Origin of the sequence: Pectobacterium aroidearum (genome assembly GCF_015689195.1) — a bacterium.
Lineage (GTDB): Bacteria > Pseudomonadota > Gammaproteobacteria > Enterobacterales > Enterobacteriaceae > Pectobacterium > Pectobacterium aroidearum.
Genome location: NZ_CP065044.1, coordinates 2,589,911 through 2,614,253 on the forward strand (window position 1 = coordinate 2,589,911; position 24,343 = coordinate 2,614,253).

General features: G+C 56.0%; 10 protein-coding genes. 1 reads left to right on the forward strand and 9 read right to left on the reverse strand.

What is annotated here, in order from left to right; genetic code table 11:
• Positions 1-138: 138 nt before the first annotated feature.
• The 3 genes from I2D83_RS11630 to I2D83_RS11640 all read right to left on the reverse strand — a co-directional run bounded on the left by I2D83_RS11630 (position 139) and on the right by I2D83_RS11640 (position 3,453).
• Positions 139-1,260: an ABC transporter substrate-binding protein gene (locus tag I2D83_RS11630; protein ID WP_015840400.1), complete on the reverse strand. Its 1,122-nt coding sequence runs from the start codon at positions 1,258-1,260 to the stop codon at positions 139-141.
• Positions 1,261-1,844: 584 nt separating this feature from the next.
• Positions 1,845-2,450 (reverse strand): LysE family translocator, encoded by a 606-nt coding sequence (locus tag I2D83_RS11635; RefSeq protein ID WP_205946556.1) that lies wholly within the window; start codon positions 2,448-2,450, stop codon positions 1,845-1,847.
• Positions 2,451-2,526: 76 nt separating this feature from the next.
• Positions 2,527-3,453, reverse strand: a complete 927-nt coding sequence (locus I2D83_RS11640) for a LysR substrate-binding domain-containing protein (protein WP_205946557.1) — start codon at positions 3,451-3,453, stop codon at positions 2,527-2,529.
• Between the two features lie 116 nt (positions 3,454-3,569).
• Between I2D83_RS11640 and I2D83_RS11645 the strand changes: the two genes are divergently transcribed.
• Positions 3,570-4,439, forward strand: a complete 870-nt coding sequence (locus tag I2D83_RS11645) for an alpha/beta fold hydrolase (protein ID WP_241007215.1) — start codon at positions 3,570-3,572, stop codon at positions 4,437-4,439.
• A gap of 117 nt (positions 4,440-4,556) precedes the next feature.
• Here the strand turns inward: I2D83_RS11645 and I2D83_RS11650 are convergent, their stop codons facing one another.
• From I2D83_RS11650 to I2D83_RS22490, 6 genes are all read right to left on the reverse strand, one after another.
• Entirely contained in the window at positions 4,557-4,835 is a 279-nt protein-coding gene (locus I2D83_RS11650; protein WP_205948178.1) for a YrhB domain-containing protein, read from the reverse strand.
• Positions 4,836-5,201: 366 nt separating this feature from the next.
• A complete protein-coding gene (locus I2D83_RS11655) occupies positions 5,202-5,576 on the reverse strand; it encodes a hypothetical protein (protein ID WP_205946558.1) in 375 nt (124 codons plus the stop codon).
• Positions 5,577-5,660: 84 nt separating this feature from the next.
• A complete protein-coding gene (locus tag I2D83_RS11660; protein ID WP_205946559.1) occupies positions 5,661-5,888 on the reverse strand; it encodes a hypothetical protein in 228 nt (75 codons plus the stop codon).
• Between the two features lie 10 nt (positions 5,889-5,898).
• Complete coding sequence (locus tag I2D83_RS11665; RefSeq protein ID WP_241007216.1) at positions 5,899-6,249, reverse strand: hypothetical protein; 351 nt, start codon at positions 6,247-6,249, stop codon at positions 5,899-5,901.
• Positions 6,249-6,728, reverse strand: coding sequence for a hypothetical protein (locus I2D83_RS11670; RefSeq protein WP_205946560.1), 480 nt, complete (start codon positions 6,726-6,728; stop codon positions 6,249-6,251). The genes I2D83_RS11665 and I2D83_RS11670 overlap by 1 nt, the downstream gene beginning before the upstream one ends.
• Positions 6,728-24,325: a hemagglutinin repeat-containing protein gene (locus I2D83_RS22490; RefSeq protein ID WP_205946561.1), complete on the reverse strand. Its 17,598-nt coding sequence runs from the start codon at positions 24,323-24,325 to the stop codon at positions 6,728-6,730. The genes I2D83_RS11670 and I2D83_RS22490 overlap by 1 nt, the downstream gene beginning before the upstream one ends.
• Between the last annotated feature and the right edge of the window lie 18 nt (positions 24,326-24,343).

The following is a 24,343-nucleotide window of genomic DNA, read 5'->3' on the forward strand; positions in this document are numbered from 1 at the left end:
GAACAAGACCGCCATTATCGGGCTTGATATTTAATCGCGTAGTGCTAATCGAGGGGTACTTAACACGTGGAACTTACAGAACGTAATGCCGGCCACGATGAACGTGACCAGCATGAAGTAACGCAATAATTTCAAACGTTAGTTAACCAGAGGCACCTCTGGGTGCACGCCAAGCCAGCCCGGCGTCGGTTCGCCTTTCGCTTCACCGACATACAGGCTCATCTGTGCGCGGAAACGTTCGACCGCACCACGATCGTACATGAAATCAGCAAACGCCTGCGGGCGGGTGTTACGGTATTCCCAGATAGGCTTGTAACCCTCTGGCGGCGCAACGTCAGTACGCACAGACCACATACGCGAAACCTGAGTTTGCGTTTGCGGATCCAGTACCCAGCTCAGGTACAGCTTGGCGCTTTCTGGGTGCTTAGCCTGTTTGAAGATAGCGGCGCGTTGCGCCCAGGAAACAAAAGGATCGGACTTCGGCAACACAAAGCGGGTCACAGCATCCGCAGCCGGAACGAGCGCGCCGGAGCTGGTAAACGTTGCGCTATATTTTCCCGTTGCGATTTCAGCACCGGGGACATTAGTGCCGCGCACGTAGACGGGGTCCTGCTCCTGTAGTTTTTTAACAAAATCCCAGCCGTATTTATCCACGACCAGCTTGTACCAGAACAGCACCGCATCGTCGTCATTAGGATAGGCCAGAATCAGGTTGCCCCTCAGATTGGGACGAAGGTAATCATTAGCTTCACGCGGCCAGGATTTTTCATCCAGAAGCTGGGTGTTGACCAAATTACTGAATGCGATGACATAGGCACCGGTCCAGGCACCATCTGCATCACGAAATTCCGGATAGATTTTATCCCAGCCACGCGCTTTGTAGTTCAGCAGCACCCCTTCCTTTTTCCAGCGTGGGAAATTCTGCACCGTTTGCAGTTGCACCACATCAGGAATCAGCGTACCGGTCGCCAGTTGATTATCGATACGGGCATCATGGTATTTGCTGTAATCGACAATCACATTCAGTTTCATGCCAGGAAAACGTGTCTCAAATGCCCGCTTGAAACCAGCCTGCTGCGACTGCACGTCACCGCCAGCGTAAACGGTAACCGTTCCGCCTTCTCTCAACGCACTCTTATAGATTTGATCCAGCGAGCGCGTTTCAATTTCGACGCCAGCCTGACTTTGCCCGACGCTGAGACCGGCCATCATAGCCAGCATCAGCACTGTTTTCTTCAGGTACTTCCCAGTGTATTGCATTGTGATTTCCTTCACTTAATGAATAAAACCCATACCGACAAACGACAACTATCCGCCGTTAAAACGGCAACGGTGTGACCAGCGGATCGCAAGCCAGCGACGCGCAGGATTGGATCGACGTTAGAGGATCGTCAAAAATAAAATCAAAATAGAAGCACGTGAGCCATCGTCGTTATATCGACCATTCGAGGCTAATCTCCCTGCTTCGACTAGGGGAATTAAGTATTGAGTTTACAGGATTAAATAAAAGCACATACGAAGAAAAAGCGAACAATATAGTTAAAAATATTGAATGGATAAAAAATGGAATTATTGTGTTTAGTGCAGGTTAAGCATGGCAGGTGAAAATAAGATAGCATTGCATTACTTACCTTTCGCAATAATTTCATTTTTAATGATATTATTTGACATTATAACAAAATAAAAACATTAGAGTTGCTATTCCTCCCATTTTGCATTAAAAAATAAACTCTGGGAGTTATTACTCTCCACTTTAAATGAACATCTATCAATCACGACGTAATAATAAAACATTGTTAACATTCACATTATATCTATCATGGTTCGGGACGTATGTGATTACGCTAAGAACTGCTTGCCAGATAAACAGATAATAAAATAAAGAACACAGCATTGATCCTATTCAGTAGTGTATTATCTTCACGATTAAAAATAGACTTCGCCTTATAGGCAATCGTCGCATATGTTGCATGCGCGCAGACAAACGCTAAACAGAAGATTCCCACCAGAGATAAAAATTGCAGTAAGTAATCCTGTCGCCTATCAATAAAGTGAGGAAAAATAGAAAAGAAAAACAAAATAGCATTTGGGTTCGTAAATTGTAAGAGCACGCCTTCTGTGAAAATACGTCTTTTTCTAACGACTTTCGCATTCTCAATCGTCATAACTTTACTTTGAGTAAACCACAACTTCACACCAAGATAGAACAAATAAAGAGCACCGCAATAAGAGATGGCTTTAAAGGCATGTGGTGATGAGACAAGGAGCAACCCCAGGCTGGTTGCAGAGAGCCCGGCAACCGCACAGACACCGATGGTTAATCCAGAAATGCCAACGATAGACCCTTTTAGTCCATAGTTTATTGAGTTGGCGATCGACTTTACTGTTCCTGGCCCTGGCATGAAAACAACGGTCAGTGCAATAGCGGCAAAACTCAGATAACTGTTCACAATCGTATTTCATCCTAAATGTCTGTGGCATACGACATTGTGGAGAGGTTGAGTAATAAAGTGAAATACCAATTACCTAATAGGTTAATACGGATTTCTTATTAGCCACGTATTGCGTTAGCCACTTAACCCCATATTCAACAAGAGGATGACCGTTACCAGGATTCCAAACTAAAGCAGCGGTTACTATTTTTATTGATTCTTTGAGAGGAATTAAACGGACATTACCAGGAATAAAGCGACTCATGCTCAAAGGGACAAGAGCAGCGCCTTGTCCACAACTCACATAAGCAATTTGCGCCGTCACTGAACGAACTTCATACAGAATTCGTGGATTAAAACCATTTTCTCTGCAAGCCGAGGTCAATATATCAAAATATGTCGGGTTCACACGTCGTGATGACATAACGAATGCTTCATCTTTCAGATCGCCAAGCCGAATTTCATTATTACAGGCCATAGGATGTTCTACAGGCAATGCGACTCCCAATAAATCTTCTGTCAGCGGTATAGATTTCAGCGTCTGTCCAATATCCCCCTCAACCCTGACAAAAGCCATATCCAATTTCCCAGATAATAATGATGAAATAGCTTCAGCACTGTCGATCTCATTAACAAAAACAGTTACGTCGGGATAGTGATGTTTAAAATAGTTTAGAAATTCAGGGACAACATCAAACATCGCCGATGTAATTGCACCTATATGGATCACACCGACCTTTCCCTGAGCGACTTCTTTCACCATTTTTTCTAACGACGCCATATGGTCAACAAATCTTTTGACCTGCGGCAAAATAGCTTTTCCGGCAGGGCTAAGGGTCGTCCCACGCCGTGAACGTTCGAATAATGTTAACTTCAAAGATTGCTCGAGTATTTTTATCTGTTCAGTCAGCGGAGGCTGAGACATCCCAAGTCGCGCTGCCGCCCGACCAAAATGCTCTTCTTCAGCAACAGCAAGGAATAAATACAATTGCTTGATTAATCTATAATCGATTTTACTCAATGTATTGCCTCCGCCTGATAGACCAATCAACACTATGCGAGTGGAATGTAAAGTTCTATTCTTATTTTAGTATCATACAGATACATAAAAACGAATTTACATATCAATACAGACAGATGAAAGTAGCCAATTTCCACCTATTTAAGGTCACCATGGCTCCTTTTGAGAAACAGCAATTCTCTAAATCAATCGATGGAATTCATGTCACTATCTCTGCCATAACACGTCATGGAGAAAAAGCGCCGATTGTTTTTTTACATGGATTCGGCTCGACTAAGGAGGACTACGCAGATATCGTTCTACACCCTGATTTCGATGGTCATCCTTTTCTGGCTTATGACGCACCGGGATGTGGTGAAACACAATGTAACGATGTTACGTCAGTTTCCATCCCCTTTCTTGTAAAAACAGCAATTTCCATGCTGGATGCGATGGGATTTCTAGAATGTCATTTAGTCGGCCATTCGATGGGCGGATTAACCGCATTACTCTTGGCAGATCAGAACCCCGAACGCGTATTATCTTTTACCAATATAGAGGGAAATATCGCACCTGAAGATTGTTTTTTGAGCCGTCAGATTATAAATTATCCTAGTGATAACGCTGGTGAGTTTTTTGAACACTTCATTGAAAGAACACGTTTTTCGCCTTATTTTTCCAGCGCTCTCTACGCAGCTAATTTACCAAATAAAGTACACGTCGATGCGGTAAAGGGCATTTTTAGCTCGATGGTTCATCTATCCGATCACGGCGCATTGATGGACAAATTTCTCAAACTGCCATGCCCTAAAATGTTCATGTTTGGTGAACAGAATCGCTCCCTGAGCTATCTTGAAAATATAGAGAAACACGGTGTTTTACTAGCAGAAGTCTCTCACTGCGGACACTTCCCTATGTATTCCAACCCATCTTACATGTGGGAAAAAATTGCAGAAAATATAGTGTTAGGCCAGCGTCAGCAGCATTATTCTTACTGCCCAGAGTAAAGAGGGAAACGATCTATGTCCCTGATATTCTATACGTTACCGTTGAGCATGGTACGCTGGTGATTGAGTCTGAGGATCGGCAAAGTGACGATCATAACAATTTGGTTGGGATCTTTGTTAGCTTAAGTTTTTTTTCCTTTTTTTATAATCCTGTAAATATTTTTCAATAGGATATGCAGTTCCTAATGAATGTATTTCGCCACTATCTTTATCAATGATGAATGGAGCATTACCCGCCAATAGCGCAGATGAATCTCCAGTTTCAAGATACTCTCTTGATTGAAAGCAGAAAACCCACCCTTCAGTAAAACGGCCAATCAACGTTATTACAACGGAAGGCTCATCACCTTCCAAATATTTATTAGCTTTCTCTAAAGCATCGTCAAAGCTGATCATGTATTTATCTATAAAAAAGAAGTCATAAACAGGCAAGAAATAACGCATGGCTGCGACACTCGAGCACCGCAACCAACTAAGTGAGGTAGTTAATCATGGCTGAACGCGATTCTAAACCAGAGCCCCACACGACTAAAGTAAAAGAGCTCCAGCGGCGGGAAAAAACCGCCCAGCCTGCAGCTTAAGCTTACAACAATTGGCTGGAAGAATTCGATTTTAATGCTGGACAGTCGGTGATTGTGAATGTTGAATGCGGACCGACTGGTCATTGAAACTGAGGTGCGGTTCTAAGGTCAGATAAAAAACCCCGGCCTTTTTAGGGCCGGGGTTTTTTACGATTACTTTTATTGAGTCAGGAAATTTTCATTACTGCCCAAAATTTTTCCACGATAGCGCGTGCTTTTTTGATTCAGTATAGAGACAACTTTCAATTTTTTTCCACATAGACTCATTTTCATCGGTGGTTGTAACTAAAGACTCAATAAGCCCAGTTGCTACCGCCGTTGCCAAGTCATCATTGTCTGACATCATTCCGGTTTCGATGTGCTGGAAAAAAATTGATTTATCTGACTGCTCTAATGTGGCTAATTGGCTAACTAGCGCTTTACCTACTAGCGAAAATAATAAAATTGTCGGCGGTGGATCTGGATACCAATACTCGAAACTCTTATTTACTTCATTTTTTATATATTCCGACTTCTGAATAAAAATACTCAGATACTCATTAACATACTTATCCATCACTTCTTACCCTTAAGAGCATTTTGCATATCTTTCAGAACGTTTTCCGCCGCAGTTCTATCACTTGAAGGGGCCTGAGGATTTTTATTCAACCGCCCTAGCCGTATCCTGACCCGACAGTTGGGCAACTACCGCCCCCACCACCGCGTTGGTCGCGATATCCGACGCCGTGATTTTGCTTTCATCCTTCGGTAGCGTGACGTCTTTCACTAGTTGCGCCAGGTACGGCGACGCACCGCTGGCTATCGCTTTCTGCATCTCGGCTTTGTAGGTCGGCGATTCCGTCAGCGCCTTTTTATAGTCCTCCCACATCGCGACCGAATCACCCGTCTTTCGAACCCTCGACGGTGGCATCGCCTTTCGCTTCCGCCGCTTTCTGCGTCTTCAGCTCACCCTCGGTGCGCACGATATCCATCAACTGCGCGCCGATTTCACCTATCAGCTGCGCCTGTTTCAGGCGTTTCTGCTCTTTCTCTTTGTTAAAGATCGGGCTGAGCGCGTTGTTCGAATGCTCAACGTCACGGCTCAGCGTGGTGATTCTTGCACTGGATTTGCGACCGATACCCCGGTCGTTATCACTGTTGAACAGGGACAACTGGTGATACGGCCTGCGGTTGAGTGACAGACAAAAAATCCCGGCCTTTTTAGGGGCCGGGATTCTATCATTACTCACTAATATGGCAAGCAATAGGAGCCTTCTAAAGATTCATATTGTGTAACTGCCGCAAGGCCTTCAGCTAAATATTCTACGTCTATAGGTTCCGGTGGATAATCCTCAGTATAAGAACCGTCCAAAAAGGAGCGATACTGTTCCAATACATATAATGTTTGTTCAATAGTTAAAAGTACCTGTTGCTCTTCAACATATTCACAACCAATGAAAACTTTACCTTGGGTCACCATCACCCAATGGGCATTACCTATACCAAAATTACCATCGGTAATTTTTCCAGAAGCTAAAGCCGTTAAATTTTTTACCCAGATATCAACAGAATGGGTTCCATATTGAATGTCATTAGATAACCACCCTGCAATTTCACGCGCTCCATAACCCAATACCCCCCCCCCCAAGCTATCACGTATCTTCCCCCCAATAGGAATAAATAGCTTGCTTTTCTCATTCCACCAAAAAGTAATCCGATCATTCAACATTACTTTTTCCCTCCTTTATATACAGGCCATGCGGTTGCACCTGTTCCATCGGGCTTACCGTAAAAACCTTGAATTTCCAGCCCACTAGATGATTTTCCGCTCCACATTTCTGTATTAGGTATTCTTTCAGAATTTTTAAACGCACTCTCGATCTCTTGGGCAGTTTGGCGTTTTGACCATTGCACAGGGAAAAACGTAGTCTGTGCTTTCTTACTAACCCACTCGCCTGTAGATAGATCCCTCACAGAAATATAACCAGTTGAAACACCATTAGCATCTGGAACTCCCGTTATCTCATCGATCTTAATATTTGAATCGCGAATATAATGCCCGCCAGAGCCAACTTTTGTTCCATTCTTCAAAGTTTTCACTTCACCGTTTAGGATGTGATCCATCCTGATATATGCAGTTTGTGAACCTTTTTCAGCCTGTTCCATGACCAATTCCAGTGGACTAGGCGAGGGTTTAAAGTCGTCAAGATACTCACCAACCTTCCATGGTGGACTATTCTTAGCAGCATTAGCTGCCACAGCCTCAGCCTTAGCCACCGTTGCTTCTGCAACCGTCCTGCCAACCCCGATAGCCCCAGCAGCACCCACACCTCCCGGTGTGACAGCTTCCGCTACCTGCAATCCGGCATTGTTCAGACAAATCGTCGGCGCAGCCTTACACCCTTCCAATGCCGCTTTTGCCGCCGCCACGATTTCCGGCGTGGCCCCCACGATCATTGCGCCACCGGCAACGCCTGCCACACCGGCTGATACCACGAGATTACCCTCAGCAATGCCTTTCGCAATCTCCGCCTTACAGACAACACCACATTCGTCGCTTTTGCCTAACCAGAACCCTAACGCCGTCCCGGCATCCGCACCCAAAGCATTATTCTCCACCGCATTGCGCCCGGACTGTGCACCGCTGGCGGCGGTGGCCGTGCTGTTGCCAGCCAGACCCGATACCAGCCCGGCGGCCAGCGTCGAGAGCGCGCTGACCGACTGTTTTTCCGCTTCCGTCAGGTCGTTCGCCGTCTTGCCGGGATATTGCAAGGCCATAATCGTACGGGCGGCCAGTTCACCGCTGGAGGCACCAATCGCCCCCGCCGCCGCATCCTGTCCCGACAGTTGGGCGACCACTGCACCCACCACCGCGTGCGCCATCGCATTGGCCGCGATATCCGACGCCGTGATTTTGCTCTCATCCTTCGGTAGCGTGACGTCTTTCACCAGTTGCGCCAGGTACGGCGACGCACCGCTGGCTATCGCTTTCTGGATATCCCCGCCCGCCAGGGCCTGAATCGCCGCCGTCGCCGCCTGTGCCGCACGCTGGAAGTCGCTGCCCGTGCCGTATTTCTGCATCTCGGCCTTGTAGGTCGGCGATTCCGTCAGCGCCTTTTTATAGACTTCCCATTCCTGCGCTGAATCCCCCTCTTGCGGACGTTTGACGGTGGCATCGCCCTTGGCCTCCGCCGCTTTCTGCGCCTTCAGCTCGCCTTCCGTGCGCACGATATCCATCACCTGCGCGCCGATTTCACCTATCAGCTGCGCCTGTTTCAGGCGTTTCTGCTCTTTCTCTTTGTTAAAGATCGGGCTGAGCGCGTTGTTCGCGTGCTCAACGTCACGGCTCAGCGTGGCGATATCCTGCACCTGCTTCGCTGTATCCCGCAGCAGCAGGGTGCCGTCACTCACCGCCGCATAGGTGGTGCTGGACGCATTGCCGCTGCTCCCCAGCGCCATCAGCGCCGACGGCACGTTCATCGCCAGCGTCGACAGCATACTGCCGTTCAGGGACGGGCTGGCGCTGAACCCGGCACCGCTGTGCTCCACCTTGAATTCAGCTTTATTGTTGAGCCCGCTCCAGCCCAGCGTCCCCGTTTCCAGCCGGTTTTTCTCGGCGTTGGCGGTGGAGGCAATGACCGCAGCGTCAAGCTGGGTATGTTCTCCGGTCTTTATACCAAATCCGTCTTTACCGGCAAAGAGCCCCGTCTGCTGCTGCACACTGTCATAATTGCTGTGCATCTTGTCCTTGCTGAGGCTGATATAGCCGCTGCCGCCCCCGCCGCCCCAGGTAAAGCTGCCGCCCGCCGACCCGCTCACCTGGCTGGAGTCATAGCGGTCGCTGTCCTGCTGACTTTGCAGCAGCAGGTTACGCCCGGCGTCAACATCAATGCGTTCGCCGTTCACCTGCGCGCCGGTCAGTCGCGTGTCGCGTTCGCTTTTCAGCGTGACGTGATTGCCCGCATCCACCGTGGTTTCTGACCAGGTGTTGCCCGTGCCGGTTTCCCGTCCTTTCGCCGCATTGACGTTGGCGAAAATACTGAGCCCCGCGCTGCCGTTGCTTAAGCCCAGACTGACGCCGATATTGCCGCCGCTGCTGCTGTTTTTGCCGCTCAGCGCTTCACTATTACGGGCAGAGAGCAGGTGAATATCCTGCGCCGCGTTCATCAGGACATCGCCGCCCGCCTTAAGCTGGCTGCCCGCGACCGTGATATCCCCGGTGCGCGATTCGATACCGATATCCCCGGCCGCATTCAGCGTCGAGCCAAAACTCTGTTTCTGCTCGCTGGTCTGGCTGGAGCGTGAGTTCTGCGCCCCGAGGGAAATGCTGACGCCGACAAAAGACGCTTCCCCCTTGTTGTTCAGCTCGGACTGGCTGCCCTGATAGGCCTGATACCCCGCCAGCCCGGCCTTCATGCCCTGCAGCAGCGCCAGCCGGCCATCGCTTTCACTTTTTGCCGCCTGAATGCTCTGCACCGCGCTGTTGAGCGCCGAGCCCACCACGCCGGAGAGCGCCACGGTCAGCCCTGCGCTTTTCTGCTCAAACTCCTGCTGCTGTTTGCGCGTGTCGTAGCCCGGGTCGAGGGTGACATTGTTACCCTGCAGGAGAATGTCCTTCCCGGCCACCATGTCGGTGCCGCTGATGCTGACATCGTTCCCGGCCTTCACCGTCACCGAGTCGGTCGTGCTGCCGAGGGTGCTGATGCTCTGACTTTGGGTCGCCGCCTGGTCACGCAGTTTCTGGCTGGTTGACGTTGAACCGATGGTAAAGCCAATGCCGCCGCCGCTGAACAGCCCGCTCTTTTTCTTGCTGTACTCTTCATAATTCTGGTAGTTCTCCACGCTGGCAGCGGTGTTGACGTCGTTGTTCGCCAGCAGCGTCACCTGCTTGTCACCGACCACCGAGGAGCCCTGCAGGTTGATATCCTGATTAGCCGCTAGCGTGACACTGTCACCCGACAACAGGCTGCCTTTCTCATTCGTCTGCAACGTTTCCTGCAGCGTATGCGTTACCGTCTTCGAAAACCGCTTCTTCTTGACCTGGGTTTCTTCAAAGAAGGTGTGCTGCGTTTCGGTCGCCGACAGCAGGTTGATGTTGTTGCCCGCCTGCGCCGTCACCGCGCCGCTCGCCACGCCCTGCGCCGCCTGCAGATTGATGTCTCTGCCGGCCTGCAGGTTCAGGCCCTGGCCCGTCGTGAGTTCGGTGCTCTGCTGGGTGATGTTTTGCTGCCAGTCAGCGTGGCGGTTCCACCAATTGCCGCTGTAGGTTTCTTCGGTTTCAGACAGCAGATTCAGGTCGCGTCCGGCCGCCAGTGTCGCCGTGCCTTTGGCGTTCAGGCTGGCCGCCTCGGACAGCACATCCCGTCCGGCCACCAGACTCAACTCGCCACCGCTCAGCAGCTGAGCATTAGCCACCTCCTGCGTGCGACGCTGCGCGGTGCTGCCGCCCTGATACAGCGTCTCTTTCAGCGTGTCCTGTGCGGTCAGGCGAATGTCGTTACCCGCCGCCAGCGTCAGCGCCGTGCCACCGGAAAGCGCGCTGGCATCAATCTGAATATCCTGACCCGCGACCGCTTTCAGCGTACCGCCCGCCGTGACGGTGCTGCCCTGTACGGCCGTATTCAGCGCGGTGTTGCTGCTGCCCCCGCCGATATCGACACGGTTGTTGGTCAGCGTCAGTGCCTCCATCGCCACATTGCCTTTGGCGTTCAGCGCCATGTCCTGACCGGCGTTGAGCGTGGCCGCCACGTTGCGGATATCCTTGCCCGCGCTGAGCGTCAGGCTGTTGCCCGCGACGATTTCGGCGGTTTTGCCCAGTTCGGTGAAGACCAGCGAGCCGGTGCCGCTATGGGAAGCCGTCGGCTGCGCGGTCTGGAAGTTGCGGCTTTCGGTGCGGTTGATGATGTCGCCGTTGATGCTGGCGAGCTGCAGCGTGTTGCCCTCCATCCGGCTGCCGCTGTTGGTGATATTGTTGAGCGCCACCAGATTCAGGCCGCCGTCTGACTTGATCAGCCCGCCTTCGTGGTTATCAATTTTATCGCCGCTGGCGATTGCCAACACGTCAACCGCCCTGAGCGTACCGCTGTTGGTGACGCTGCCGCCGGCGTTCAGTTCAACCTTGTTCGCGACAATCGCGCTGCCCTGCAGGTTACTTTTATCCGCCTGCGCCAGATACAGCTTCGGTGCCAGCACGGTCTGCCCGTTGACCTCGATATTTTCCCACCAGACCAGACTCTGGCTGAGGTTGGCGACCTGCTCCGGCGTCAGGCTGACGCCCAGTTGCAGGTTCATGCCTTTCTGCGCCACCGCCGCATTATCCAGCAGCATTTGCATCTGTGCCAAATCGGAGCCCGTGCCGTTCAGGTGACGCTGGCCGCTCTGTTTCAATACCGCCTGGCTGATGTAGCGGGTATCAAACTCCGCATCCCCGAGGAAGCGGTAATCGTGGTCTGCATCCAGATTCAGCTTGTCCAGCAGGTAGGACGAGCCCAGCACCCGGTCGGTCTGCGTCCACTGCGAGCGCGTCTCAACCGGCACCACCGTTGACGGCTGTTGCCCCAGCAGCGTCTGCAAATCGCTGAACAGCGCATTGTCGACCTGTCCCAGCTGTTCCAGTTTCGGGTTGGTGTGGATCAGGTAGCGGCTGTCGGCATTCGGGTCGACCACCAGCAGCCCGTTATTGCCGGTCGGCAGCGGGTACTCGGCAAGTGGGTTGGTGCTCAGGTTTTGCAGCCCGTTGCCGATGGCGCTCAGCAAGTCTGCGGCAGAGAGAGGTTGTGGTACAGCAGGTGCAGTTCCGCCCGGCGGGGTGTCTGCACTGACCGTTGGCTTCGGTGCATCAATCACGGCCATGCCCGGTGTTGCTAACGCAGCAGGCGTGCCCACCGTGCCCGCTATCGTGATACCCGCCGCGGTGTTGTCCACGTTAACCGGCGTCAGGCTCTTGCCCGCATCAGGCCGCTGGCCTGTTGACGTCAGCGCAACGGCATCAGGGTTGCTGACATGGCCGGAGGTTGAAGGTTGTAACGCCACCGCACCGTCGGTGTTCAGCGTCAGCGGCCCTGTAGTAGTCGGTGTCGCGATGACTGAGGAGATATTCTCCGCCTGCGCACCGGTTTGCAGCGAGGTCCCAGACTGCGGCGTCAGCACGACCGCATTAGGATTATTGACGTGGCTGGAAGCAGAAGGCGGCAACACCACCGTGTCACCGGTGTTCAGCGTCAGTGGCCCTGTAGTAGTCGGTGTCGCGATGGTCGCCGTGATGTTGTCCGCCTGCGCGCCCGCCTGCAGTGCGGTGCCAGACTGTGGCGTCAGCGTGACTGCTTTACCCGTCGCCGCCACGCCTGCGGCATTGCCCGCCAGCGCAGCCTGCCCGTCGCCGGCTTTGGTGACGTCTACAGCCCCGGCATTAAACGACGAATCCTGACTGACCAGCTGGCGCGTGGTTTGCTTCTGCAACGGTGACAGCGTGGTGATGGCATCCAGCACCGGCTTGGTGGAGGCCGGCATAAACCCACCGCTGCCCGGCTGTAATGTGGTATTACTGATATCCTGTTTGAAATTGGCGGTAATGGTGCCGCCTGCCTGAATTAAGGCGTTATAGCTTTCGCCAACGGTTTTTTCGGTAGTTGGGGTATTTTTCAAGATATAAGTAAGATATGGGGAAAAATTGGCCAACATGTAATCAAAACTAGATGGTGTATATTTAACTTTTGAAAGCACACCATTTATATAATACTGTGCTGGTTTGTACTTAGTATTTTCATACTGATATGTTAAATATTTTTTTGTAACCCCAGTTTGATATGACTGATTACTTATACTATCTCCAATTAACTCTATTTTTTTTCCTGAAACAATCTGAGAGGCATCATTAATTAGGAGAATTGAATTTATAGAAATATTATTCCCAGAATAAATTCGGCCATCATAACCTAGTACAGATATATTAATTTCCTTATTTGCTATTATGATATTTTTAATATAAGCATGTTCGTAGGGAACATATAACGAAGATGATGGCTTCATACCATATATTATTGATTCATCACTAGAATATCCATCACCTCTATAAACAGATATGAAACTTGCGACCCCATAATCCTCAGCTTTAAACCATTCAATAGGAATATTCGCCGTTGTTCTCCCAACCCAATCCGGCACCGAGTCCCCAGCCAATTCCGTTTCCGTCACAACCAGTCCTTCCCGCTGATTGGTCAGCGTGCCGGTGTTGATCGTGATATCGCCGGACTGGGTTTCAATCGTGCCGGAGCTGTTGAGCAGCGAGGTGCTGGCAGTGCCCTGTGCATCGCGCTGCACCCACAGGTTATTGCCCGCCAGAATGGTGCCGAACACGTTGGTCAGCGAATCCGACAGCAGGCGCATATTGCCGCCCGCGTAAAGCATGCTGCTGTTGTGTAGCAAGCCGCCGGCCTGCACCAGCAGGTCGCCCGTGGTGCCAATCAGCCCCTTGTTATTCAGCGTATTGTCGCTTATCAGTGTCAGATTACCGCCCGCCTGAATGCTGCCCGCTTCCAGCTGTACGATATCTTTTGCACTGACGCGCGATTCCCCACCGCCCGCCAGAATATTGCCCTGATTGGTCAGCGTGCCGGTGCTGGTCAGTTGGACGGATTGGCCCTGCAGGGTGCCGCGCTGGTCGAGGTCGCCCGCCACGTTCAGCGTCAGCTGTTTCCCGGCCGCCATACTTTGGGTAAAGGTCAGCGGCCCGGTAATGTCGGCACTCAGGTTGCCCAGCGCCACCAGTTGCCCGTCCTGCTGCAGTGTATGGGTTTTCAGGCGCAGCTCCTGCGCGCTGTAGAGCTTCGCCCCCTGACGGTTAATCAGCCGCTGCGTCTGCAGCGCCAGCTGTGTCAGGCCCAGCAGCGTGCCATGGTTGTCGAGTTCGTCGGCGATAATCTCCAGTTCACCGGCCTGCACCAGCCCGTTATTCACCCACCGCGGAATGGATAACGTCAGTTTATCCTGTGCCATCAGGCTGCCCTGCTGGGTTAGCTGCGCGGTGTTCACCGCCAGCCCGCGCCCCTGCAGCCAGCCGAGGTTGTCCACCGCCGCCGCGTTCAGCGTGGTAGTGCCATCGGACAACAATTGCCCGCCCTGCTGGTTGACGATGCGGTCTGTCGCGTCCAGTTGCAATGCCGTGGTGCCCTGCACCGTGCCGCCGTTGGTCACGGTATTCCCCGTCAGTGTGGTAGTCGCGGCTTTGATGTCACCCTGATTGGCCAGCGTCGCCGCCTGCACGTTCAGCGTGCCGTCGCTGCTCAGACGTGCCTGCGAGGCATTGGTAAACTGACGGGAGACCGTCGCGTCAAGCGCGCTATTGCCACGCAACGTACCGTGGTTCGTGAGTTCATCGGCACCCAGCGTCAGGGTGCTGCCCTGTATCTGCCCGCGGTTGGTGATGTCATGCGCCGTCAGTCTCAGGTCGCCACCGCTGACCAGTTGGCTGCCCTGCGCGCCCTGATACGAGCCGCTCAGTTGCAGCGTCCCGCGCTGTACGCCCAGCAGATTGCCCTGCTGCTCAAGGTCACGGGCGGTCAGTTGTAACGCGTCCGACTGCCACAGTCCCTGATTGCGCAGCACACCGGTGGTCAGTTCGCCCGTGCCGCCGCTGAGCAGTCGCCCCGTCGCCAGGTTATCGACACGGTCGGTGAGATTCAGCGTAAAGCCGCCGATGCCCGTCAGCGTGCCGCCGTTCTCCAGCATCTTGCCGGTTAACGTCACCGTGCCCTGCGAGAACACTTCTCCCTGATTGTTGAGTGCGTCACCGTTGAGCGACAGACGGTTCAGCCCCGCCACCGTGCCGGTATTGCTGAACGATTCACCGTTCAGCGTCAGCGTACCTGCCTGCCATAATCCGGCATTGTCCGCCCGTGTGGCATGCAGTGTCGCGACACCGTTGCTGAGCAGTTGACTGCTTTTATTGCCGACATAGCGCAGCACGTCGAGCAGACGTAGCGCGTCGGTACCCTGAATGCGGCCCTGATTATCTATTTCACCAGACCGCAGTTGCAGGTCATTCGCCTGCAGCGTACCGGCATTGCGCAGCGTGCCGCTGTCGAGGCGGCCTGCGCCGTTGGTCAGCAGCTCGCCGCCGGCACGGTTAAGCAGTTCATCACGGTTGGTGACTGTCAGGCCATTGCTGCCCAGCACGCGCCCGCTGTTATCCAGCGTGGTGGTGGTCAGGCTCAGCGTGCCCGCGGCTATCTCACCGCTCTGCGTCAGGCGGTCAGCCGTGATAACAGCCTCGCCGTCGCTCAGCAGACGTGACTGGCCATTTCCCTGATAGGTGCCCAGCAAATCAAGCCGCAGCCCGTCCTGTCCGAGCAGCGTGCCGCCGTTTGTCAGGTCGTTTGCGGACAGCGCCAGCGTGTTCCCCTGCCAGAATCCGTCGTTAATGACAGCACCGGCCTGCGCCAGCAATACCCCATTGGTCAGAATCTGGCCGGTGCTGCCGACCGTCAGGCCGTCACGCAGTTCCAGCGTGATACCGCGCTCACCGATAACCGTGCCGGTGTTGCTGAACGTCCCCCCGTTTAGCGCCAGCGCCCGGCTTTCCCAGCGTCCGCTATTGTGCAACTGATTGCCGCGCAGCGTCAGCGTGTCGGCAGTATGCAACAGGCCTGCCCCCTGATAGTCGCCATTGAGCGTCAGCGCCCCGTCGGCAATCACGTTGCCCGCATTGTTTATCGCACCGCTGTCGAGCGTCACCTTACCCACGCCGGACACGGTACCCTGATTATCGAGCAGGCTGGCGCTCAGCCAGCCGTCACCGCCGGAGAGCAGCGTCCCCTGATTCGTGAGCAGGCTGGCCGGATTAGCGCGATCCAGCGTAATGGCTAACCCGTGGTCCCCTTGCATCCGCCCGCGGTTGGTCAGTTGCTGCGCGTCAAACGTCAGGCGGTCTGCCTGTACGTCGCCGTCGTTTGTCACGCTCGCCGCGCGTAATACCGCGATGCCCTGCGACAGCAGTGTGCCGCCTTGCTGGTTGCCAAGGTCATTTGTGGTCGTCAGCGACAACCCATTGATACCAAAAATCTGTCCACGGTTAGTCAGGTCAGTGGCCTGCAGCGTGATATCGCCCGCCTGCCACTGCCCCTGATTGTCGACCCGATCCGCCGTCAGCGTGCTGCTGCCCTGACTCAGCCATTTGCCCTGATTGCGGGCCGTCCCTGCAATCGCCAGCGTCAGCGCATCCACGCCCAGCATCTTGCCGTGGTTATCCAGCGTCTGCGCGTCCACCCTCAGCGCGCGCGCTTCCAGCGTCCCCTGCTGGTCGATATCGTTCGCAACGATATCCAGTGTAGTGCTACCGCTGATTAAACCGCGGTTATCCAGTTTATTACGCAGATCCAGTTGCAGATCGTCCGCGCCCAGCATCTGCCCGTGGTTGAGCACGTCCGCCGCGGTGATACCGATACGCTGACTGGTGAGGTCACCGGTGTTGGTCAGGGTGCCGTCCAGCGTCAGTTGCAGACTGCGCGTGCCGTTAAACAGTCCGCCGTTGGTCACGTCGCGAGCAGCAATGGCGAGCGCCTGGCTGTTCAGCGCGCTCTGATTATCCAGATGATTACCAAGCTCCAGCGTCAGCCCGTTCACGCCCGTCAGGGTGCCGTGGTTGACGACGTCATTGGCCTTGAGCATCAGCGCCGTGCTGCTGATGTCACGGGTATTATTCAGCGTTCCGTTCAACCCCAGGGACAGGCTGTCGACGCCGGTGATTGTGCCGCTGTTGGTCAGGTCGTTCGCGTTCAGCGCCAGCGCCGCCCCGTACAGCGAGCCCTGATTATCAAGGCCATTGCCAACGGTCAGGTCGAGCCGGTCAAGACCGTTGATTTTCCCGCTATTGTCGAGGCTGCCTGCCTGCGCGGTCAGTTGATAGCTGCTCAGTGCGCCATGATTGGTTAAGGCGTCAGCCAGCGCCAGTTGAAGACCGTCAACGCCAGTGATCTCACCCGCGTTGCTCAGCGTGCGGGCAGCGATGTCGGCGCTCCTGCTCCACAGCGCCCCCTGATTGGTGACATCACCGTTTGCCAGCGTCATCCTCAGTGACTGGTCGCCTTGAATGTGACCGGTGTTGGTCAGTTGCTGCGCCTCCAGCGTCAGGCTGTCCGCCTGCCATTCGCCGTCATTACTCACCTCAGCCGCGTTCAGCACTGCCAGTCCCCGTGTGAGCAACTTGCCATTTTGCGTATTGGTCAGACGGTTTTTCGCCGTCAGCGTCAGCGACGACAGTCCCAGCAGTTGCCCGGCATTCCCGACGTCATCGGCCGTCAGCGACAGTGTGTTGCCCTGCCAGAACCCGTCGTTACTGACATTGCCCGCCTGCGCCAGCAAGGCACCGTTGGTCAGCAGTTGACCCGCACTGCCGACCGTCAGGCCGTCACGCAGCTCCAGCGTGATGCCGCGCTCACCGATGACGGTACCGGTGTTGCTGAACGTCCCTCCGTTCAGCGCCAGCGCCCGGCTTTCCCAGCGTCCGCGGTTGTTCAGTTGATTGCCGCGCAGCGTCAGGGTATCGGCAGTATGCAACAGGCCTGCGCCCTGATAGTCGCCAGTAAGCGTCAGCGCCCCGTCGGCAATCACGCTGCCCGAATTGTTTATCGCCCCGCTGTCGAGCGTCACCTTACCCACGCCGGACACGGTGCCCTGGTTATCGAGCAGGCTGGCGCTCAGCCAGCTGTCACCGCCGGAGATCAGCGTGCCCTGATTGGTTAACCGACTGGCCGGATTGGTACGCTCCAGCGTGATGGCCAACCCGTGGTCCCCCTGAATGCGCCCGCGGTTGGTCAACTGCTGTGCGTCAACCGTCAGGCGATCTGCCTGCGCGTCGCCGTCGTTTGTCACGCTCGCGGCGCGCAGTACCGCGACGCCCTGCGACAGCAGTTTCCCGTTTTGCTGATTCGTCAGGCCGTTGGCGGCGCTCAGCGACAACGCGTTAATACCAAAAATCTGTCCACTGTTGACCAGATCGCTAGCCTGCAGCGTAATGTCGCCCGCCTGCCACTGGCCGCCGTTATTGTCGACCCGATCCGCCGTCAGTGTGCTGCTGCCCTGACTCAGCCATTTACCCTGATTGCGTGCCGTATCCGTAATTGCCAGCGTCAGCGCATCGACACCCAGCATCTTGCCGTGGTTATCCAGCGTCTGCGCCTCCACCTTCAGCGCGCGCGCTTCCAGCGTCCCCTGCTGGTCGATATGGTTTGCAACGATACCCAATGTAGTGCTGCCGCTGATTAAACCGCGGTTATCCAGCGTATTGCGCAAATCAACTTGCAGATCGTCAGAGCCCAGCATCTGCCCGTGGTTCAGTACGTCCGCCGCGGTGATACCGATGCGCTGGCTGGTGAGGTCACCGGTGTTGATCAGGGTGCCGGCGAGCGTCAGTTGCAGACTGCGCGTGCCATTAAGCAGTCCGCCGTTGGTCACGTCGCGGGCAGTAATCGCGAGCGCCTGGCTGTTCAGCGTTCCCTGATTGTCGAGGTGGTTACCGAGCAGGAACGTTAACCCGTTCACGCCCGTCAGGGTGCCGTGGTTGACGACATCATTGGCGTTGAGCGTCAGCGCCGTGCTGCTGATGTCACGGGTATTATTCAGCGTTCCGTTCAGCTCCAGAGACAGACTGTCAATACCGGTAAGCGTGCCGCGGTTGCTCAGGTCGTTCGCATTCAGCATTACCGCCGCCCCGTACAGCGAGCCCTGATTATCAAGACCGTTGCCAACGGTCAGCTCGAGCCGGTCAAGGCCGTTGATTTTCCCGCTATTGTCCAGCCTGTCGGCCTGCGCAATCATCTGATAGCTGCTCAGCGCCCCCTGATTGGTTAAGGCGTCATCCAGCGTCAGTTGAAGTCCGTTCACGCCGGTGATCTCACCCGCATTGGTCAGCGTGCGGGCGGCAATATCGGCACGCTTGCTCCACAGTGTGCCCTGATTGTCTACATCACCGTTTTCCAGCGTCACCGTCAGCGATGTATCACCCTGAATATGCCCGCGGTTGTTCAGGGTTTGCGCCTCCAGCGTCAGGCTGTCCGCCTGCCATTCGCCGTCATTGCTCGCCTCAGCCGCGTTCAGCACTGCCAGTCCCTGCGTGAGCAGCGTGCCGGTTTGCGTATTGGTCAGACGGTTTTTCGCCGTCAGCGACAGCGACGACAGTCCCAGCAGTTGCCCGGCATTCTGGACGTCATCGCCCGTCAGCGTCAGCGTCTTCGCCTGCACCTGGCCTGTGTTCTCCAGCTGTCTGGCGGTCAGCGTGCTGTCGCCCTGACTCAGCCACTTCCCGCTGTTGCGGGCCGTGGTGTTAATCGCCAGCGTCAGCGCATCCACGCCCAGCATCGTGCCCTGGTTGTCCAGAGTGTTCGCCTGCACCTGCAGCCGGCGGCTTTCCAGTGAACCCGACTGTTCGACCTGATCCGCCTCCAGCTGTACCTGCTGGCTGCCGCTAATCAGACCGCTGTTGTGCACCGTCTCCTGCAGCGTCAGATGCAGGTCGTCACCGGAGAGTTCCCCCTGATTGAACAGGCCGGTCGCCGACAGCCCCAGCGTCGCCCCGTAGAGCTCGCCCTGATTGGTCAGGCGCTCAGCAAGGGTTAGCTGCAGTGCGTTAACCCCGGCAATTTCGCCGCCGTTAAACAGGGTATCGGCCGTGATGTCCGTCCGCTGCCCCAGCAGCGAGCCCTGATTCTCCAGCGTGAGCCCCTGTAACTGAATGGCATTCGCCTGCCAGCGCCCGCGGTTGGTGAGCGTGGTACCGGACCAGTCCAGCCGCCCGTCGGTCTGCAGCGCCCCGCTGCCCTGATAATCCCCCGTCAGCGACAGGGATGTCAGGGCGACCACGGCACCGTCATTCTGGATCGTGTTGCCGGTCAGGGTTGCCGTGCCGTTACCGGAAAGTGAGCCCTGATTGACGATCTGCGTGGCCTGCAGCTGCAGGTCACCACCCGACACCAGCGTACCCCGGTTGTCCAGTACACCGTCTGTTGCTCCGTCGCTCTGGCGTGAAGATGAGGCGTTGAGTTGCTGAATATCTGCCGCCAGCGACAGCGCCATCGGCAGGAATGAACGTTGACGCGCGGCACTTACGGGCGCAACGGTGACGCTAAGTTCACGATCGGCCTGCACCCGCCCTGTATTGTTGAAACGTTCGGCCTGCAGCGTCAGGTTATCCGCCAGCCACTCGCCGTGGTTCGCCGCCTGAGCGGCCTGTAACACTGCCGCGCCCTGCGTCAGCAGTTTGCCGCGTTGTTGGTTGGTCAGCCCGCCCTGTGCCGTTACCGACAGCGCCTGAATACCGAGCAGTTGCCCCGCATTGGTCACGTCATCCACTTCCAGCGTGAGGTTTTCGGCCTGCATCAGCCCGCTATTGTTTATCTGCTGTGCCGTTACTACGCCCGTTTTCTGGGTCAGGAGATTGCCGTCATTGGAAAAATTACCGGCAATCGACAGCGTCAGCGCATCCACACCCAGGATCTTGCCCTGATTGACCAGCGAGGCGGCGTCCAGCGTAACGCTTTTCCCTTCCAGCGTGCCGCCCTGCTTGACGTCACCGGCTGTCACCGCCACAGACTGGCTGCCGCTGATGACGCCCGCGTTATCCAGCAGCCCGGTGGTGTTCAGTTGCAGGGTATTGATGCCCTGCATGTCGCCACGGTTGTTCGCGCCCGCCGCCGTAACAGACAGGTTGTTGCTGCGCAGTTCGCCGCCGTTATCCAGACCGCCCGATAACACGATCCCCAACGAATCGGTGCCCACAACGCCGCCGAGGTTCGTCAGACGGTTCGCCGTTATCGTCACGTCATTACCCAGCACCGTGCCCTGATTGGTAAAGTGCTTCCCTTGCAGGGACAGCGCCCGGCTTTCCCAGTGTCCGCCGTTAACCAGCGTGTCGCCGTGCAGCGCCAATGTACCCGCCGTATTCAGCAGGCCACGTCCCTGATAGTCGCCGCGCAGCGACAGTCCTGTCGCCGCCACCAGACGGCCGTCGTTCATCAGCGACAGGCCCGTCAGTGTCGCGTGGCCCCGGCTGGACAGCGTGCCCGGATTCTCCATCAGGCGCGCGAACAGCGTGGCGTCACCGCCCGTGGTCAGCGTGCCGCGGTTGATTAACCTCCCTGTGCCATCGGTCGTTGGCAGCGTCAGGGACAAGGCGTCATCGCCCTGGATCTGGCCGTCATTGGTGAGATTATTTGCCGTCAGCGTCAGGGTTTTCGCCTGCCAGTCTCCGGCATTCACCACCTCCGCCGCGGTGAGCACCGCCGCGCCCTGAGACAGCAGTTTTCCCGCCTGCTGGTTGGTGAGCCGATTGGCCGCCGTCAGCGCCAGTGAGGACACACCAAAGATTTTCCCCGCGTTATCCAGTTCATCCACCTGCAGCGCGACGTTTTTCGCCTGCAACGTGCCCTGATTATCGAACCGTTTAGCCCTGGTGCTGCTGTCACCGTCACTCAGCAGTGTTCCCTGATTAGACAGGTTGCCGGTTATCGCCAGCGTCAGCGCGTCGGTGCCCCGCAGCGTACCCTGATTGTCGAGCTGCGCGGCATCCACACGAAGCTGGTTACCCTGCAGCGTGCCGGTATTATCCAGACCGTCGGTGATGGACAGCGTCAGTGCATCGGTACCGTGAAGCGTGCCCTGATTGGTCAGCTGTGCGGCCTCCGCATGAAGCTGATTGCCCTGCAGCGTGCCGGTGTTAGTCAGGTTGCCGTTCAGGAAGAGCGACAGGTTAGTGATACCGCTAATCGTGCCACGGTTGTCGAGAGACGCCCCCTCCGCCGTCAGGGTTAGCGCCTGCAGCGTGCCCCGGTTTTCGGACTTTGCCGCCTGAAGACGCAGCGACTCTCCGCTGAGCCAGTCGCCACTATTGGTAAAGGTATCAGTGACGGTCAGGTTCACCGCGCCCCGCGCCTGTGCCTGTCCGCTGCTTGTAAGAGTATTGGCCTGAAGGGTCAGAGCATTTCCCTGCAACGCCCCGGCCTGGCTGACGACATCGCTGTGAATGGTCCAGTTGCCCGCCGTCAACAGGTTGCCGCGGTTGTCCAGATGAGTGGCCGAAATCTGTCCGTCGCCGGTAAGACTGGTTTTGCCCGTATTCAGCCAGCGTTCGGCATTTAGCAGGAACTGCTGCGCCTGAATCGCGCCATCGGTCTCGGCCTGTCCGGCGTTCACCGTCAGGTCCGTGCCGGCCAGCAGCGTGCCGCTCGCGGATTGCGTCAGCGCACGCGTGGCCTCAAGCTGCAGTGCGTTGTCGGCCTGCAGCGTCCCCTGATTGGCAAGTGTGCCGGTGCGCAACTGTAAATCAGGCGCGGTGAACGTGCCGTCATTGCTGAGACGGTCGGCGGTCACCTGCAGGGTGTTGCCGGCCTGCATCAGGCCACGGTTATCCAGCGTGTCACCCAGCGTCAGTGCCAGTTTTTCACCCGCACTGAGCGTGCCGCGGTTCACCAGACTGCCGCCGTGCAGCGCCAGCATCTGCCGCGCATTGATAGTGCCGTGGTTTTCTGTTGTCTGGCTGGTCAGGTCGAGAGTGTTCGCGGTCACCTCGCCCTGACTGGTCAACTGGTTAGCCTGCGCACTCAGCGTCGCGGCCTGCAGTGTGCCGCCGTTGGTGATGGTGTCAGCCAGCAAAAACAGCTGATTATCCGTCAGGATGTTACCCTGATTGTTCAGTACCGTTTGCAGCTCAAGCGTCACGTCATGGCGGGCGCTGAGTAACCCGCTGTTGTCCAGACGCTGTGCGTTAACCGCCAACCGCTCGGCCGCCGCCAGCGTGCCGCGGTTCGTCATGTCACCGCCGCTGAACGTCAGCCCCTGCCGCGCGGCGATATCGCCCCGGTTATCCAGCGCATCCAGCGTCAGCGTGAGGGTTTTCCCTGCCAGTGTGCCGCGCTGTACCAGACGTCCGCCGTCAACGGTGAGCACATTACCGGCGGTCAGGTTTCCCTGCCAGTCGCCCTGCTGCGCCACACGCACCGTGGCGTTGTTTTTCGCCTGAAGCTGCGCGCTGCCGGCACCGGTAAGGGTCTTCGCCGCCAGTCGCACGTTTTCAGCGCCCGCACTCCCCGCCAGCGACACCGCGTCGCCGCGTATATCAAGCACCGACTCCGCCTTGATACCACTTGCCGCATCCTGCTGCAGCGACTGGCCCGCGTTGACCGTCACCTTGCCGGCGGCAAGCTGGGTGGCACCAAGCGTGACAGCGTCACCGATAAGGGATAATTGATTGGCGGGTTTGACGGTGCCCTGCGCATCGACACCCGCGCTGATGACGCTGTTTTGCGCCTTCAGCCCACCACCCGATGACAGCGCGATGTCTTGTCCGGCACGCAGCGTGGCGTCCTGCAGTGTGATGTCCTGTTTGGCATTCAGCGTCAGCGCGTCACCCGCCTGCTGCTTGCCCCGCAGCGCCAGCGCGTCCGCGTCGGCCTGAATATTCCCCTGTGCCACCGTATCGCCGAGGCTGAGTTTACCGTTGGCCGACAGCGTAATATCCCCGCTGCGCGCACTGAGATTGCCGACGTTGACGCCCACGCCCTTATCGCTGGAAACCAGCCTGATGCGGTTGGTGTACATCCCGCCCAGTGCGCCCGTATCCAGTGCGACCTTCACACCGCTGTCTGCTGCCTGCGCCGTCACCTTGCCCGTTGCGTCAACCTGATTGGTACCCAGCACAATCTGGGTATCGTTGGCATTCAGCCCGGCATTAATCTGCGCAGTGCGGGCAATCAGGCTGAGGTAGTCACTCTTGCTCGCATCCAGCCCCTGCCCGGTCAGCGTGATATCACCACGCTTCACGTCGATATGTTGTAGGTTCCCCTGCGCATCCAGCTGCGGTTTGCCGGTGGTCAGCGTCACCTGCGGAGTATTGATAAAGCCGCAGCCGTCGCAGGTAATGCCGTTGGGGTTGGCCACGATGACGCTGGCCTGTTTGCCGCCCACTTCCAGATACCCCGCCAGCGTACTGCGGTTGGTCGACACCACTTCGTTGATAATGGCATCGGCGGCCTTGCCTTTCAGGTTCGGGTTGTTCTGGATCAGCCCGCCAAGCTGGGTGGGATTGAGCTGCGCCGTGCCGTTATTCAGGATCAAACCGGGTTTATCAACGTTAAAATCCTGATACTGGTTGTGGGAAATTCCCGCACTGTTTGGCGTGGCGATATTGATGACCGGGACGCCGTTACCGGCCTGATCCAGCGCGGTGTTGCCCGTCGCGACCTGCACGCCCGCGGCCATGGCCGGCAGCAGCGGCTGAAACGCAATCAGGTGGATCAGCGTGTACGCCAGCAGGCGCTGTGTGGTTTTTACTGGTTTCATCCCTGATCCCCGGTCTTA

Coding starts and splice junctions, on each gene's coding strand:
- I2D83_RS11655 (WP_205946558.1), bottom strand. CDS start 5,576: ATGGATAAGTATGTTAATGAGTATCTGAGTATTTTTATTCAGAAGTCG.
- I2D83_RS11630 (WP_015840400.1), bottom strand. CDS start 1,260: ATGCAATACACTGGGAAGTACCTGAAGAAAACAGTGCTGATGCTGGCT.
- I2D83_RS11670 (WP_205946560.1), bottom strand. CDS start 6,728: ATGTTGAATGATCGGATTACTTTTTGGTGGAATGAGAAAAGCAAGCTA.
- I2D83_RS11660 (WP_205946559.1), bottom strand. CDS start 5,888: ATGTGGGAGGACTATAAAAAGGCGCTGACGGAATCGCCGACCTACAAA.
- I2D83_RS22490 (WP_205946561.1), bottom strand. CDS start 24,325: ATGAAACCAGTAAAAACCACACAGCGCCTGCTGGCGTACACGCTGATC.
- I2D83_RS11645 (WP_241007215.1), top strand. CDS start 3,570: ATGAAAGTAGCCAATTTCCACCTATTTAAGGTCACCATGGCTCCTTTT.
- I2D83_RS11650 (WP_205948178.1), bottom strand. CDS start 4,835: ATGATCAGCTTTGACGATGCTTTAGAGAAAGCTAATAAATATTTGGAA.